This is a genomic window from Mesoaciditoga sp. (assembly GCF_054006115.1).
On the sequence record NZ_JBPNHS010000017.1, the window covers coordinates 1 to 14,893 of the forward strand.

At 40.5% G+C, this 14,893-nt stretch carries 14 protein-coding genes and 1 riboswitch; of the genes, 13 read left to right on the plus strand and 1 reads right to left on the minus strand.

From position 1 onward, the window contains the following. The 11 genes from ACXJIN_RS03095 to ACXJIN_RS03145 all read left to right on the plus strand — a co-directional run. The coding region (locus ACXJIN_RS03095; RefSeq protein WP_456399336.1) for a DUF7743 domain-containing protein at positions 1 to 1,442 on the plus strand (1,442 nt) is incomplete at its 5' end. 114 nt (positions 1,443 to 1,556) lie between these two features. Continuing rightward, positions 1,557 to 2,387, plus strand: coding sequence for a patatin-like phospholipase family protein (locus ACXJIN_RS03100; RefSeq protein WP_456399337.1), 831 nt, complete (start codon positions 1,557 to 1,559; stop codon positions 2,385 to 2,387). A 177-nt stretch (positions 2,388 to 2,564) separates the two neighbouring features. Further along, positions 2,565 to 2,645, plus strand: a riboswitch (TPP riboswitch). Positions 2,646 to 2,707: 62 nt separating this feature from the next. Further along, positions 2,708 to 3,706 carry a thiamine ABC transporter substrate-binding protein gene (locus ACXJIN_RS03105; RefSeq protein WP_456399338.1) on the plus strand — a complete coding sequence of 333 codons (999 nt, stop codon included), beginning with the start codon at positions 2,708 to 2,710 and terminating at the stop codon, positions 3,704 to 3,706. Then, on the plus strand, positions 3,703 to 5,283 hold the full coding sequence (locus ACXJIN_RS03110; RefSeq protein WP_456399339.1) for an ABC transporter permease: 1,581 nt from the start codon (positions 3,703 to 3,705) through the stop codon (positions 5,281 to 5,283). Before ACXJIN_RS03105 ends, ACXJIN_RS03110 begins: the two co-directional genes overlap by 4 nt. Before the next feature lie 149 nt (positions 5,284 to 5,432). Further along, positions 5,433 to 6,035 carry a CBS domain-containing protein gene (locus ACXJIN_RS03115; protein ID WP_456399340.1) on the plus strand — a complete coding sequence of 201 codons (603 nt, stop codon included), beginning with the start codon at positions 5,433 to 5,435 and terminating at the stop codon, positions 6,033 to 6,035. A 15-nt stretch (positions 6,036 to 6,050) separates the two neighbouring features. Next, positions 6,051 to 7,493 (plus strand): glycogen synthase, encoded by a 1,443-nt coding sequence (locus ACXJIN_RS03120; protein WP_456399341.1) that lies wholly within the window; start codon positions 6,051 to 6,053, stop codon positions 7,491 to 7,493. Positions 7,494 to 7,504: 11 nt separating this feature from the next. Next, the gene (gene galT, locus ACXJIN_RS03125) at positions 7,505 to 8,512 is read left to right on the plus strand and encodes a galactose-1-phosphate uridylyltransferase (protein ID WP_456399342.1); all 1,008 of its coding nucleotides are present in this window, start codon (positions 7,505 to 7,507) and stop codon (positions 8,510 to 8,512) included. After that, positions 8,509 to 9,312, plus strand: coding sequence for a LipS1 family lipoyl synthase (gene lipS1 / locus ACXJIN_RS03130; protein ID WP_456399343.1), 804 nt, complete (start codon positions 8,509 to 8,511; stop codon positions 9,310 to 9,312). The genes galT and lipS1 overlap by 4 nt, the downstream gene beginning before the upstream one ends. Before the next feature lie 87 nt (positions 9,313 to 9,399). Next, complete coding sequence (locus tag ACXJIN_RS03135) at positions 9,400 to 9,954, plus strand: TetR/AcrR family transcriptional regulator (RefSeq protein ID WP_456399344.1); 555 nt, start codon at positions 9,400 to 9,402, stop codon at positions 9,952 to 9,954. 125 nt (positions 9,955 to 10,079) lie between these two features. Further along, a complete protein-coding gene (locus ACXJIN_RS03140; protein WP_456399345.1) occupies positions 10,080 to 10,733 on the plus strand; it encodes a restriction endonuclease in 654 nt (217 codons plus the stop codon). A 30-nt stretch (positions 10,734 to 10,763) separates the two neighbouring features. Further along, positions 10,764 to 11,684 (plus strand): 1-phosphofructokinase family hexose kinase, encoded by a 921-nt coding sequence (locus tag ACXJIN_RS03145; protein WP_456399346.1) that lies wholly within the window; start codon positions 10,764 to 10,766, stop codon positions 11,682 to 11,684. A 27-nt stretch (positions 11,685 to 11,711) separates the two neighbouring features. On the opposite strand, the gene ACXJIN_RS03150 is transcribed toward ACXJIN_RS03145, so the two are convergent. After that, a complete protein-coding gene (locus ACXJIN_RS03150; protein WP_456399347.1) occupies positions 11,712 to 13,136 on the minus strand; it encodes a DEAD/DEAH box helicase in 1,425 nt (474 codons plus the stop codon). A gap of 213 nt (positions 13,137 to 13,349) precedes the next feature. Between ACXJIN_RS03150 and ACXJIN_RS03155 the strand changes: the two genes are divergently transcribed. Next, positions 13,350 to 14,249: a pseudouridine-5'-phosphate glycosidase gene (locus ACXJIN_RS03155; protein ID WP_456399348.1), complete on the plus strand. Its 900-nt coding sequence runs from the start codon at positions 13,350 to 13,352 to the stop codon at positions 14,247 to 14,249. A gap of 153 nt (positions 14,250 to 14,402) precedes the next feature. Continuing rightward, positions 14,403 to 14,888: a crossover junction endodeoxyribonuclease RuvC gene (ruvC, locus tag ACXJIN_RS03160; RefSeq protein WP_456399349.1), complete on the plus strand. Its 486-nt coding sequence runs from the start codon at positions 14,403 to 14,405 to the stop codon at positions 14,886 to 14,888. The last annotated feature ends 5 nt before the right edge of the window (positions 14,889 to 14,893 follow it).

Consider the following 14,893-nt stretch of genomic DNA (forward strand, 5'->3'; position numbering starts at 1 on the left):
AGCCTTCATACTCAGCTTCGTGGACGTACACATTCCCATCTTCTAACGCTACGTATACATACGCCGCGACTGTTGAAGATGCTGCTGGACACAAAGCAACTCATACCACTTTGTTTGTGTACGATACAAAGGCAGCAAGCTTTAATATTGATTTACCGGCAACCGTTGAAGGAGGAGCCACTGTCACCATTACAATTCATGCAACCGATAATTTAAGTGGGATAGAATCGGTTACTGTTAATGGGGTAGCTGCGAAGGCATCGACCTCTTCTACTGCAGCTGGTATTTATGGTATTGCGTCTGGAACCTATGTCGCAACATTTACGGCACCTGACATATCAAAAGTTGCAACTTATAATATAGTTGTTTACGATAACGCTGGAAATGAAGCTACAATGGATAGGGCTATATACATAGATGCCACGGCTCCTAAGATAACAGTTAAATTTGTCGGAACGGGATTAACGCCAACAACTATTATAGAACATGGGAAAACATATACAGTTTACGCTAAAGACGGAGCTACCTTGACAATAATTGCAACAGATGATAGCAAATCAACCGTAACACTTTACGCGACAGTTGCAAAAATTGATGGTGCAACCTGGACTAGGAATTTAACAGCAATTTCACCAACTAATATTTCCACGACATTGAGCGAAGCTACATACACTGTGACTGCTTTGGCAACAGATGCATTTGGGCACAAAACAACATTTGATGGTGCAACTGTTACGGTTGTTATAGATAGCACGTTGCCAACAGCGAAGTTGAGTTTGCCTTCAACATTAAATCTTTCAAACTTTAATACAGCCGTTGCAACTTACGTGGCTACCGACGCACATTTCTATTCAGCTACGCTTACTATTAACAATCATGGTTTGCTGGTCGGTCAAGCTTCTGTTTCTACACCTGCAACAATAGCTTTAAATGACAATGTATTTGAGTTAGGCACAATAAATGGAACCACAGTTACTGCTACACTGACGGTTTTGGATAAAGCTGGAAATCTTAAAACTTACACAGATTCGTTCTACGTGGACACCGTTGCACCAACTATGTCAGTTAATAAAACACTTTACCAATCAGGCGGAACTTACTATCTTGATATCCAATTCTCCGAATATATGAGAAATGCTACTATAACTAATCTTGCTTCAACTGACATAGTATTCGATGTCAATGGTGTTTACTATTATTTGGATGCTGAGGCAACTCAAGCCAATAGTTATACAAATAATAATGGAAGAGGATTATTGCATATATCCCAGCTGTTAACAACTTCTGGGGCCACTACAAATGTATTGCCATTAGCAGGGAACACAGTAACCATTACATTGAACGCTAAAAAATTCGTTGATTCCTGTGGAAATAAGCTTACAAATATTTCTACTACTGTGACATTTAAGAACGTTTCATCTCCCAACCCAAACAACAAATAATATGTAGACATAAAAGCGATTAAACAACCATAAAGCGCCCACATTTGTGGGCGCTTTTTTTATTTGGACTTTTGGTGTAATATTGAAGAAAAGAAGTTTGAAGGGAGAGATATTTTGAAAATAGGTCTCGCGTTGGGAAGCGGTGGAGCGAGAGGACTTGCTCACATCGCGCTTTTAGAAAAACTAAGCGCTATGAATGTAGATGTTGATGTGATAACCGGTTCTTCGATGGGAAGCGTGGTTGGAGCGCTGTATTGCCTGTATGGCTTGAATGGACTTATGGATCGCATGATGGAGCTTGTTCGTTTAAATCAAGACATCGTGAAAAAGGCCGATGAGATAATGGGAAAGAAGCACAAATTGAAAGATGGCGTTGTGGAGATATCGAAGATAGTTTTTGCCCATTCTCTTTTGGCTGGAGACGTCATATACGATTCTTTGAAAGCTTTGTTCGGCTCAAAGAAATTTTCCGAATGTGAAAAAAAGTTCGCAACCGTCGCTTTTGACATAGACAAAGGAAGGTCCATCCTCATAGACGAGGGGTTTATCCTTGACGCCGTCGTGGCGAGCTCTTCCGTACCTGGAACTTTTCCACCTGTAAGGCTTGGTGGAATGAAACTCGTCGATGGGGGCACGACAAGGGTAATACCCGTTAAAGAAGCGAGAAAACTGGGAGCGGATTTTATCATTGGGGTAGATGTTTCACCGTTTAGTGCGGACATTTCTAATATGCTGGCGATTCAGTACACAGTTGATGATGTAAAGGGAAGGATTTTGGCTGATATCGATCTTAAAGAAGCGGACATGGCGATTCAATTTGACATACCCCACATCCAATGGTACGATTTTTTGAAATCGGAAACGATATACCAAATTGCCAAAAAAGAATTGGAAGAATTTGATTTCGGTTCTATTTTAAAAAAGGATGTCGAAACGAGCTTGTAATGATGAGAACCGTAGCAAGTACGACATGGTGTAAATTCAAAGAGAAAACATTCGTTGAGTGAGTAATTTCATTCTATGGTTAAGTTCTCGCGTTGTGCCAAGAGTTTTTAACCTCTTTGGACCACGTGTATTGCATACGTAAAAGCACTTATTTTTGTGGTACAATATGAGTGGAAACGGGGAGCCGGTGGGACCGGCTGAGAGGAGGCTGAAAGCCTCGACCCTTTGAACCTGATCCGGGTAATGCCGGCGAAGGGAAAGATGGGCCGTTCCCCGTTTTTGGTGGGAGCGGATTTTTTTATTTCAGGAGGTGGCGTTGCATGAAAAATAAGGTTTTGGTGATGGTTGCGGTTTTTGCAATGTGTGTTGCGAGTCTCTCCTTTTCCATTCCGACTTTGACAGTTTACACCTACGATAGCTTCATATCAGGTATGGCAAAACAAGTGGGACCTATTTTTGAAAAGATGTACAACTGCAAGGTGAATTTCTTTTCTTTTGGCGATTCCGGCAACCTCCTTACACGGTTGATATTGCAGAAATCTCATCCACGAGCTGACGTGGTGGTGGGGCTTTCTCAAAGTCAAATTTCGAAAGCTCTAAGCGCGGATCTATTCCAGCCTTACAAACCCACCAATATTGCCAGCGTGGTAAACAAATCTTTTCTGATCGATCCAGAGTACAGGGTTATTCCTTTTGACTACGGAGCTTTGGCAATAGATTACAACCTTAAGGAGCTGAAAAATCCCCCAAAGAGCTTTGAAGATCTCACCAAACCATGTTTTAAGGACTCGCTTGTTGTGGAGGATCCGAGAACTTCCGGGACTGGTTTGGATTTTCTTTTGTGGACGATAGCTTTGTACAAAGACAGGTGGCAAGATTATTGGAGCGAGCTTTTGCCATCTATTAAAACGATAACGAGCGGTTGGGACAGCGCCTTTGAAATGTTGGAAAAGGGAGAAGCGAAGATGATGGTGAGCTTTGCGACGGATGAAGCGTACAATTACTATTATTACAAAGGTTCTAACATTGGTGTGATAGTACCTTCCGAAGGCGCCTACGTTATGGTTGAATACGCTGGCATATTGAGTGGAACGAAGCATTTGAGTTTAGCCCGCAAATTCATGAACTTCATTTTATCAAAGCCATTCCAAAAAGCCATTCCTTTGAATCAATGGATGTATCCCGTCACGAATGTAAAGCTTCCTGAAGTTTACAAATACGCTCCAAAGATATCAAAGAGCATTGTTCTCAATCCGACTTTCATTCAAAAGAATCTTTCAAAATGGCTTGAAGAGTGGAGCACGTTGGTGATAAAGTGAAGAAAGGGGAATATTTTCAAGTGCTTCCCACCATTCTTTTTATGGTGGGAGCGTTTTTGCTTCCACTTTCTTTGATAATTTTTTACGCGTTTGAAAGCGGAGGACATCTGGATTTTTTTTCTAATTTGAACTTTCACGTTACGCTTTTCACCTTTTACCAGGCCATTCTCTCTGCTATTTTGGCAACGGCGTTGGGCCTTCCAGCGGCTTATCTGTTGGGCAGAACCTCCTTTAAATTCAAAGGTTTCTTTTCAGCTTTGTCCAGCGTGCCATTTGTTATGCCATCTGTTTCTATGGCGCTTGGCTTTTTCACTTTTTACGGTTCAAATGGAATTTTGAACACTTACCTTTTGCAGCCCGTATTTCACGTGAATTTCACGCCTCTTTTTTCTCTTTTGGGAATTGTTATGGGAAACGCATTTTACAATTTCCCACTCGTCATGTTGATTGTTGGAGGAGCTTTGGCTGGTGTCAACAAAATTTACCTCGAAGCGGCGAAGATGGATGGCGCGTCCAGTTTAAAAGCTTTTTTTTACGTGGAATTTCCGTTGATATTTCCATCTGTCGCTAGCGCTTTTCTCCTCGCGTTCATTTACTCTTTCACATCTTTTGCCGTTGTCCTCATGATAGGAGGAGCGAGATACGCCACAATAGAAGTGCAGATATACATGTATCTAAGGACCCTGTTGGATTTTAAAAGCGCGGCGGCTTTAACGATTTTACAGCTTTCATTTGTGTTCGCATTTGCTTTTGCGCTTTCTGTAATGAAAAAGGGTTTTGGAATTTTTTCTCAAGAATTGTCAAGTTCGAAAGCTTCGTTTCCGTTGTGGGGATACTTTTACATGATTTTCATTTCCATTTTCGCTTTCGGCCCAATACTTTCTCAGGTGTTAGCCGGCTTTTGGAACTTTCGAAGAAATTCTTTTACACTTCAATGGATGAAAAACCTTTTTTCTGGAAGAATGAACGCTTACATAGGAAATAGCGTTTTTATGGCCATCTTTTGGACTTTGATCTTCGCTTTGACAAGTTCGCTCTTTGTCATTTTGCTTTCAAGCGTTTCTGCCCGCCTCAGTGTGAGAAAATCTGGCTTTTTGGACGCACTTTTCACCTCGCCATTGGCCGTTTCTCCCGTAACGCTTGCCTTTGGCTATATTATCTTACAGGGGTACTTTTACCTTTCTTTTCCTGTGGAAATAATCGCCATATATACGGTTATCTCTTTTCCTATAGGCTTTCAAATTTTTTCTTCGGCATGGCAAAGATTTCCATCTTTTGTGGATGACGCCGCTTCTGTTGATGGGGCAAATTTTTGGATAAAGCTCTTCAAAGTGTACCTTCCAATTCTGAAACCTCAAATGATTTCTTCCTTCTTTTTTTCTTTTGCAATAGCCATCGGGGAGATGGGTGCAACTATGGTGCTTTACGATCCGCGCTTTCCAACCATTTCCGTTAGCGCATACAGGCTTTTTTCTTCGCGCCACATTCCAGAAGCACAAGCCCTTGGCGCTCTTCTTACGATTTCCACTTTCTTTATATTTTACGCGATTGAAAGGCCAATTTGGGCTGAGAAGTAGAATTTTCAATTGTATAAGGTATTTAACGCAGTTTAACTCTCTTATTCTCATTTTATCTCGTCTTTTCTTTGAATTTCGTAGATATTTTGCTTTTTTCTGATGTATGGTGTATGATCTTAAGTGTACGCATACGAGAAGAGGTGAAAGGAATGTTGATAAGGGATTGGATGGAAAAGGATTTTGAAAAAATTCCAGTTGATTCCACCGTGGGAATGGCGAAAAAATTGTTAAAAGCCGAAGACGCTGAGTGTGGCGTGGTTTGCGATGGAGAAAAATTCGTTGGGATGCTGAAAAGTGATAAGATTCTTGGAGTGGATGATGATAGGCCTATATCTGATTTCATAGATGAAGTGGTTTACACTCTTGATCCTCAGGATACGTTAGATGAAGCTGCCGTTTTCTTTTTGGAATCTGATATGGAAAAGCTTCCGGTAATAGAAGATGAGAAGATCATCGGCGTGTTAGATCTCTTTCAAATACTCGATGCTTTCACACAAATGGCCGGTTTTGGCGAAGGTGGAATAAGGCTTGAGCTTGAGCTTGACGATACACCGGGTGAACTGAAAAAAGTTATAGACATACTTTACGCCCATTCTCTGAATATACTATCCATTTTGATTCATAATTCCAAAGAAATTGGTAAGAAAATAACTATTTTGCGTGTAACGGGTAAGAATGTAAAAGATTTGGCAAAGATTTTGGAAGTTAGCAATATAGGATACCGTTCAATCATAAAAGAAGAGGAAATATGAGAGGGGGTAATTCCAATGAGAGTTGCCATTGTATCCTTTGAAGTGTATCCATTGGCAAAAGTTGGAGGGCTTGCGGACGTTGCTGGTGCACTTCCAAAGGCGCTTAAGAAGAAAGGAACGGATGTTTCAATATTCATGCCTTTTCATAAAAAGGCAAAGGATAACGTTAAAAAATTGGATCTCCCTTTAGAAAAGGTTTTAGACGAATTCGATTTGGGGCTTTATACGACAGAAAAAGCCTCTCTTTTTAAGACAATTCTTCCAAAAACTGATATACCGGTTTATTTGGTTGATAACGCTCATTATTTTTCTTCTGAGGATGTCTATGGCTCACCAGATGGTGGAGAACAGGCGATCTTTTTCACGAAAGCTGTGTTAGAAGCGATGAAAAAGATGGAAAAGCATTTTGATGTCATTCACGCGAACGATTGGCAAACCGGTCTTCTACCCGTTTATTTGAAAAGTGTTTACTCAAATGATCCTTTCTTTGCTCACACGGCAAGCGTTTACACAATTCACAATCTTGGTTACCAGGGTATATTCGACAGATCTTACATGGGATTTGCAAAACTTCCCGATTACCTTTTCAACATAGATGGTGTTGAATTCTACGGAAATTTGAACTTCATGAAAGGCGGAATAGTTTTTTCCGACATAGTTAACACCGTTAGCCCAACGTACGCTCAGGAGATAACGACGCCGGAGTACGGTGAAAAGCTCGAAGGGGTTTTGCAGTCAAGAAGCGAAGTGCTTTATGGAGTGTTGAATGGCATTGATTACGAAGAGAACGATCCCTCTTCTGATAAGAGAATTCCATATCATTACAGTGTAGATAACATGGACGGAAAGTGGAAAGATAAAGAGGAGCTTCAAAAAGAAATGGGCCTTGATGTTAAACCTGAAGTTCCACTTGTAGGTTTGATAAGCCGTCTGGTAGATCAAAAAGGTTTGGATTTAATTGATGACGTGATGAAGTACGTTATGAATTGCAACGTGCAGTTCGTTTTGCTTGGCACGGGAGACAAGAAATATGAAGATTCTTTTTCGAAGCTCGCAAGGGAATTTCCCGGTAAAGCGTCGGTGAAGATAGGTTTTGACATAAATTTGGCGCAGCGCATATACGCAGGTTGTGATTTCTTCCTGATGCCTTCACGGTACGAGCCATGTGGATTGGGACAGATGTACAGCTTGAGGTATGGTACTATCCCAATAGTTAGGTACACGGGCGGTTTAGCGGACACTGTTGAAGAATTTGATGGCGTTAAGGGAAATGGATTTGGGTTTAAGCCATACGATTCCGCGTATTTGGCCCGTTCCATTTTAAAAGCGTTGTACTTTTATCACAGAAAAGATGAGATGAAGACTTTGATCAGAAACGCCATGATGACGGATCTTTCATGGGAAAGATCGGCGGATGAATATTTAAAGCTTTACGAATTGGCTTTAAAAAATCATTGAGGTGAGTTGAGATGCCAGAATTAAGGAAGGATCCAATAGTTAGAACATGGGTCATAATTTCAACTGAGCGTGCGAAGCGCCCACACGATTTTGCCAAACCGAAGGAAGAAAAGGTTTCAAAATTCGATCCATTTGCGCCCGGTAACGAGTCCGTGACGCCTCCAGAAATAATGGCTTTCAGACCGGCAGATACAGAACCAAATACACCGGGATGGTGGATAAGAGTTGTACCAAACAAATTTCCAGCTTTAGATCCCAAATTGGATTTGAAGAAGCTCGGACATGGTATCTACGATTCCATGTCTGGCTTTGGTGCACATGAAATAGTTATAGAAACGCCTGACAGCGAAGCCACAATAGCCACTCTCGATTACAAACAAGTGGAAGAGATAGTTTGGGCTTACCGAGAAAGGTATAACGCCCTTTTGAAAGATGAACGGATAAAATACGTCCTGATCTTCAAAAATTACGGCGCAGACGCTGGTGCATCACTTGCTCATTCTCATTCTCAAATAATTGCCACTCCAACGGTTCCAAGTCGTGTCATGAGAGAGATAGAAGGATCTAACGAGTATTACAAGTTCAGAGAAAGATGCATTTACTGTGACATAATTCAGCAGGAAAAGATGGAAAATACGAGAATTGTTGAAGAAAACGAAGACTTCATAGCCTTTGAACCCTACGCGTCGAGAGCTCCATTTGAAACATGGATACTTCCGAAAGTCCATCAATACGATTTTGGAGAAATAAGTGAAAAGGGTGTTAAAAGTTTCGCCGAAATTTTGAAGAACGTGCTTTTGCGCATGAGAATTTCGTTGGACGATCCACCGTACAATTTCATGATACACACGGGGATGCCATCTGGTGAAGGAAGAAACTATTACCACTGGCACGTCGAGATAGTACCGCGCTTAACAAAGCTCGCAGGCTTTGAATGGGGTTCTGGTTTTTACATAAATCCCACGCCTCCGGAAGACGCGGCAAAGTATCTCAGGGAAGTGGATATTTCTAAATCATGAGGAAGATCAAGATCGCGAATTTAAGGCGCACCGTTCCTGTGAGTGTAACGGGAACGGCGTGTTCCTTGCTTTGTAAGCACTGTAACGCTCATTACCTTAAGCACATGATGAATGTAAACAGTGTAAATATTCCAGACGGTACAAAGAGCATTCTCGTAAGCGGAGGTTCTACAAAAGATGGAAAAGTGCCAGTGCTGGCACATATGAATGAGATAAAAAGATTAAAAGAAAAAGGTTACAAATTGAATTTTCACGTTGGTTTGGTAGATGAGAAAGAGGCTGTGGAGATATCGAAGATCGCAGATGCGATATCATTCGATTTTGTTGGGGATAATGAAACTATAAAGTACGTTTACAATTTAAATAAAAGAGTTGAAGATTATATTCGCACGTTTGAAGCTCTTAAAAAATACACGGATAATGTTTACCCACACATAACAGTAGGACTTAATTGTGGCAAGATAACGCATGAATTCAAAGCGATCGACATACTTTCGAGGTACACTCAAAAAAAAGTGGTTTTCATAGTCTTCATTCCAACCAAGAATACGGCTTTTGAAAGATGTCCCGTCCCAAATTTAAAAGATGTAGAAGATGTTTTCGCTTACGCGAGAAAGAAATTCGATTGCGATTTAAACCTTGGCTGCATGTATCCAACTGGAACACATAGAGATGAGATTGCCATGGCGGCGATCGAAAATGGCTTTAACCTCATAACTCAACCCTCTAAAAGAATTATTGAATATCTTGAAAAAGAAGGATACCAAATAGAATATTCAGATGAATGCTGCGTTTTGTGATGTAATTCACTTTCTTTGACATCTGCGAAAAATATGATATTATTTTACCGATCGGTAAATCAAAAATTCCAAGAAGGGAGAGCCTTTATGGCCACTCGGATGGGAAACAAAACGAGACAAGCGATTCTTGAAGCCGCACGGGAGGCTTTCGCTTCCAAATCGTATGCGGAAGTATCGATGGAGGATATAGCCAGAATAGCGCACGTGAAGAAGCCGTTGATTTACTACTATTTTCCAAGTAAAGAAGAGCTTTTTAAGGAAGCGTGGGATGAGGCTTTTCGAGACTTGGAAGATAAAGTTTTTGGGCCTAAAGAAGAGGAAGGCAAGTACGTTAGAAAAGTCAAGCAGTTTTTGAGAGCTTACATCGACTTTCTACGTAACGATCGAAAGTCTTTACGCCTTATAGAAAGGGAAAAGAACAAATTTTATTCGGAAAAAAGCAAAAATTGGCAGTACATGAAGAAAAGGTACGACGTTTTTGTACAACAGGTAGCCGATGTTATAGCTTCAGAAACTGGTAATTCCTCTCCCGAATTTGCCAGAGCCATAACAGATATAGTTGGCTCGTCTGCGTTGTTGCCAGAAGGACAAATGTCTCCTAAAACGCTTGAGTTGATAATCATTAAGGGACTTAAACCTTGAGAATTCATTTACATGTATGAATAAAAGGGCCTTAAGGCCCTTTTATTTTGCAATTTTTCGTAGTAAAATTGCATAGTAATTTGTGAAGGTTTTAAAACATTCAAAATACGTGGAAAGGTTCAAATATGAAGGTGATAAAACTTCTTTCCATTGTTTTTTTCATAATTGGCGCTTCGTTCATCTTTTATTTCTTTGCCAACGAAGAAAATTTTTTCTTCGTAGAATCGTACGTGCCACTTTTTCTAAGGCAAGTATGGCTGTCTTCTCTCTGTCTAAAAGTTGGGCTGGCCTTTGTAGGACTTGGCCTGCTTTTTCTACTTATACACGTGATATACAAGAAAACTGTAGCGTTTAAATTGAAGGTGGAGTTTTACAAGTTACAGGGGAACGGAGATGGGAAAGCGTTTGAAATATTTCTAACCAAACTTTTTAAGGCCTGTGGATGGAAAGTGCAAAACCCGACTTCATCCACAAATTCTTCGGATCAGGGTGTTGATTTGATATTGAATGGAAAAGTGGCTGTGCAAGCCAAAAATTACGCAAGATCAACTGGAAATGATGCCGTTCAAGAAGTTATGGCCGGCGCAACTTACTGGAAAAACAACGGTTTTCCATCTCTCAAGCGCAAAGCGGTGGTAACGACTTCTTACTTCACCAGGCAGGCGATTGATCTCGCAAAAAGTGGAAAAGTCATCCTAAAGGATGGAAAGGATATTGAAGAGCTGTTGAATGGCAAACTACGAAAAAAGTGGATTTTGAGAACATCAAAGAAATTTTGAGTACTTGTTGAAAACGAAGGAGGCGGTTTTATGATATTCACTTTAACTCTCAATCCGAGTCTCGATAGGTATCTTTACGTTGATGAATTAAAAGAGGACGACACGATGCGTGTAAAAAAGGTAGAAGACTACGCGGCTGGGAAAGGAATAGACGTTTCAAGGGTCATAAAGGAATTAGGTGGAAATTCTATAGCGATCTCTCCTTTAGGTGGAGAAAATGGAGAAAAAATATCCTTTCTCCTCGATGATGAGCTCGTTTTGTACGCCGCGATAAGGATAAAAAAAGAGACACGAATGAACATCATCGTTCAGTCTTCAATTCATCAATACAGAATGAGCCTTCCAGGGCCAGCTTTGGAAAGAAAAGAATTTGAACTCATCATTTCAATGCTTGAGGCGACTTTAAGAAGTGAAGACACATTGGTTGTTTCTGGAAGCCTACCGGCTGGCTTTTCTCCTGAAACGTACTTTGAAATTACAAAACTGGCAAAAGAGAAAGGAGCAAATGTTTACGTTGACACGGATGGGGAAAATTTAAAGGCAGCGCTTCAAGCTTTTCCAACCGGAATAAAGCCCAATATTCATGAACTTTCTCGTTTAATTGGAAGCACTTTAAAGAACGAAGATGAAATAGTGGAAGCCGTGAAGAACGTGAGCGAAAAGTACGGTGTGAAGGATATACTTGTAACATTGGGAAAAGATGGCGCCATAGCTTTGTGCGAAGGAAACATTTACAAGCTTTTCCCTGTAGATGTAAAGGTTGTTAGTGCTGTGGGGGCAGGAGATTCATTTCTTGCGGCGTTTGTTTTGAAGCGTGACGCTTCTTTGATGGAAGCTTTAAAATGGGCATCGGCCGCCGGCAACGCCGCCGTTATGACACCGGGTACAACGCTTTGTTTAAGAAAAGACGTGGAACGTTTGTTAAAAGAAGTAAGAGTGGAAAAAGTGTAAAATGAAAACCCGCTTTTAAGCGGGTTTTCAAATACGAGATCTCTTTTTGAAAGTGCGAGAAGAATATTTTCGCTTTTTCGAATTACCGTTTTTAAAGTTGAATGACTTTACCTTTTTTTCTTTTTTGAAATTCAAGTCCATTTTCGCCTGAAAAATAGGATTGTCCAGTATTTTGACTTTTGAATTTCTTTTTAAAAGCGCCGCGGCAATTTGGAGGGAAGAGTAATTTTCTTCGGTTAACAATTCCACTATGGATTCGTATTCTTCTATATTCTCTTCATCTATGATTTTGGACACGTCTTTAAGAAGCGCTTTCATCCTTGCAGCGCGCACGTCTTTGAGGGAAGGTATCCTTCCGCGTTCTATTTCAACTTTTGCGTACCTTTTTATCGTGTAAAACTTACTCATCTCTCTGTCCGTTACAAATGTGTAGGCTTTCCCGCTCTTTCCCATTCTTCCTGTTCTTCCTATTCTATGTATGTAGTATTCGTGATATTGAGGCAAATCGTAATTAAAGACTATCTCAACGTTTTCAACGTCTATTCCACGAGCCGCAACATCCGTCGCGATCAATATTTTTGTTTGCTTGCTTCTAAAGGCGTTCATAACACGATCTCTCGACATTTGTTTTATGTCTCCATGGATTGCATCTGCTTGAAAACCTATTCCTTTTAAAGTTGTTGAGAGATCGTCCACTTTTTTCTTGGTATTGCAAAAAACCATTGCGCTATTTGGATTTTCCATTGCCAAAATTCTTGAAATGAGAACAATCTTATCGCTTTCCTTTATTTTGAAATAAATTTGTTCAACGTTTTTGACAGTCAACTCCTGATTTGGTACTTTCAAGAATTTTCTTTGCCTCTGAAATTTTTCACTCAGGTTTAGTATTGCTCCTGGCATCGTTGCGGAAAATAGCGCTATTTGCCTTTCGGATGGAAGTTCAGAAAGAATCGTTTTTATATCATCTATAAAGCCCATATTTAGCATTTCATCGGCTTCATCAAGGACCAAGAGTTTGACATTTTCCAAGTTTAAAGTCTTTCTTCTCATGTGATCCATTAACCTTCCTGGAGTGCCAACCACAATTTGGCCTCCTTTTTTAAGGGCCTTAATTTGAAAATCTATTCTTTGTCCTCCATAAATGGCAACGGAAGTGATTCCCCTTTTGTATCTTAAAAGTTTATCCAACACTTTTGAAACTTGAATTGCCAATTCCCTTGTTGGACAAAGAATAAGGGCTTGTGTACTCTTGTCATTTGTTACTTTTTCGACGGCAGGTATGGAATAGGCGAGAGTCTTTCCAGTGCCAGTTTGAGCTTGCCCTATAACATCCGTGTTTCCCATCAAAATTGGAATTGACATACTTTGTATAGGGGTTGGAACTTTAAAATTCATTTCTTTCAAAGCTTTTTTCATTTCCTGTGATAAATTCATCGAGCTAAAGTCATTCATACAAGATTTCCTTTCTTGATTCATCAAAAAGATGAGTTAATGCCAAAAATAAACGCTCCCGTATAAAACGTGGGAGCTTTATCCTTTGCGTCTTACGTGACATCATATCATAAAAAGCATTTAAATGCAAATTGCATGTTCGTGTATAATCGATCATTAGGAAAGAATGATATTAAAGAATGATATTTTGGAATTCACAGAGGAGATGGAAAAATGGAAAATTTTTTGGAAATATCCAAAGAAGTTAAGGACGCGTTGAATAGCTCTATGCCAGTTGTTGCGTTAGAATCAACGATTATTTCACATGGAATGCCTTATCCTCAGAATTTGGAGACTGCTCTTTCGTTAGAAGAGAGCGTTAGAAAGCGTGGCGCAGTTCCAGCAACCATAGCGATAATAGGTGGGAAGATAAAGGTGGGTCTTGAACCTTCGGAAATCGAGTACATGGCAAAGGCGAGTGGCATTTTAAAACTCAGCAGGATGGATCTCCCATACGCGATTTCAAAGGGTTTAGATGGGGCAACGACAGTTGCCGCCACGATGATCTGTGCTCATCTCGCAGGAATAAAGGTTTTCGCCACTGGTGGAGTTGGTGGAGTTCACAGAGAAGTGGAAAAGACTTTCGACATTTCCGCAGATCTTTTTGAACTTTCGAAAACCCCGGTTCTCGTCGTTTCAGCAGGTGTGAAGTCGATTCTTGATATACCAAAAACTTTGGAAGTTTTGGAAACTTTAGGCGTAACGGTGGTCGGATACCGAACAGATGAATTCCCTTCATTTTATTCTCGTTCAAGTGGCTCAAAAGTTTACATGAGAGTTGATACGCCAGAAGAAGCGGCAGCTCTCTTTAAAGTGAGAAGAGAAATGGGAATAGATGGTGGAATGCTTCTTGCAAATCCCATTTCGGAAAAAGATGAGATAAAGCGTGAATTTATGAATGATATCATAGAAAAAGCCCTTGTACTTGCAAGAAAAAATGAAATAAAGGGAAAAGACGTTACACCATTTTTACTTTCGGAAATAGTTAAAAGCTTTCCTCAAGCGCTTGATGCCAATATTTCTCTTGTTAGATCTAACGCCGCACTGGCAGCAGAGGTGGCGAAGAAACTTTGATTTAAAATAATTCATTTTTACCTCTGTTAAAAGGCCGTCTGCAAAAGCGCATCGGCGATCTGAAAAAATATTTACAGAATTTACATTCCAAGCGTACCAAACTCTTCACCGTGACGTGAACGTTCTTAAAAATCTGAAGGGTATAATTTTTTCATGCAGAATGAAAAGAAAAGGATTTTCGGGGTGGATCCGGGATTTGGGATTGTAGGGTACGGAGTCATTGACGTTTACGGTCGGAGTGAGAATTTGGTTACATATGGCGCCATAAGAACTTCATCGCGCGATGCCATTCCAAAAAGGATAGAGAAGATATACGATGAGCTTTCAAAATTGCTTACCGAATATGAGCCGAACGAAGCGGCGGTAGAAGAGCTTTACTTCTTTAGAAATGTTACCACCGCCATATCGGTGGGAGAAGCAAGAGGTGTTATCCTCTTGGCGTTGGAAAAGTTTGGAATAGACATATATGAGTACACTCCCATGGAAGTTAAGCTTTCAGTTACAAGCTACGGAAAAGCCACAAAGAGACAGGTTCAAGAAATGGTGCGGATTATGTTGAATATGGACGATATACCGCGCCCCGATGATGCTGCGGACGCTCTGGCGATCGCTTTGTGTCACGCTCATCAGACGTTTTAAAACGC

Coding starts and splice junctions, on each gene's coding strand:
- ACXJIN_RS03145 (WP_456399346.1), top strand. CDS start 10,764: ATGATATTCACTTTAACTCTCAATCCGAGTCTCGATAGGTATCTTTAC.
- ACXJIN_RS03105 (WP_456399338.1), top strand. CDS start 2,708: ATGAAAAATAAGGTTTTGGTGATGGTTGCGGTTTTTGCAATGTGTGTT.
- ACXJIN_RS03155 (WP_456399348.1), top strand. CDS start 13,350: ATGGAAAATTTTTTGGAAATATCCAAAGAAGTTAAGGACGCGTTGAAT.
- ACXJIN_RS03150 (WP_456399347.1), bottom strand. CDS start 13,136: ATGAATGACTTTAGCTCGATGAATTTATCACAGGAAATGAAAAAAGCT.
- ACXJIN_RS03135 (WP_456399344.1), top strand. CDS start 9,400: ATGGCCACTCGGATGGGAAACAAAACGAGACAAGCGATTCTTGAAGCC.
- ACXJIN_RS03120 (WP_456399341.1), top strand. CDS start 6,051: ATGAGAGTTGCCATTGTATCCTTTGAAGTGTATCCATTGGCAAAAGTT.
- ruvC (WP_456399349.1), top strand. CDS start 14,403: ATGCAGAATGAAAAGAAAAGGATTTTCGGGGTGGATCCGGGATTTGGG.
- ACXJIN_RS03115 (WP_456399340.1), top strand. CDS start 5,433: ATGTTGATAAGGGATTGGATGGAAAAGGATTTTGAAAAAATTCCAGTT.
- ACXJIN_RS03140 (WP_456399345.1), top strand. CDS start 10,080: ATGAAGGTGATAAAACTTCTTTCCATTGTTTTTTTCATAATTGGCGCT.
- lipS1 (WP_456399343.1), top strand. CDS start 8,509: ATGAGGAAGATCAAGATCGCGAATTTAAGGCGCACCGTTCCTGTGAGT.
- galT (WP_456399342.1), top strand. CDS start 7,505: ATGCCAGAATTAAGGAAGGATCCAATAGTTAGAACATGGGTCATAATT.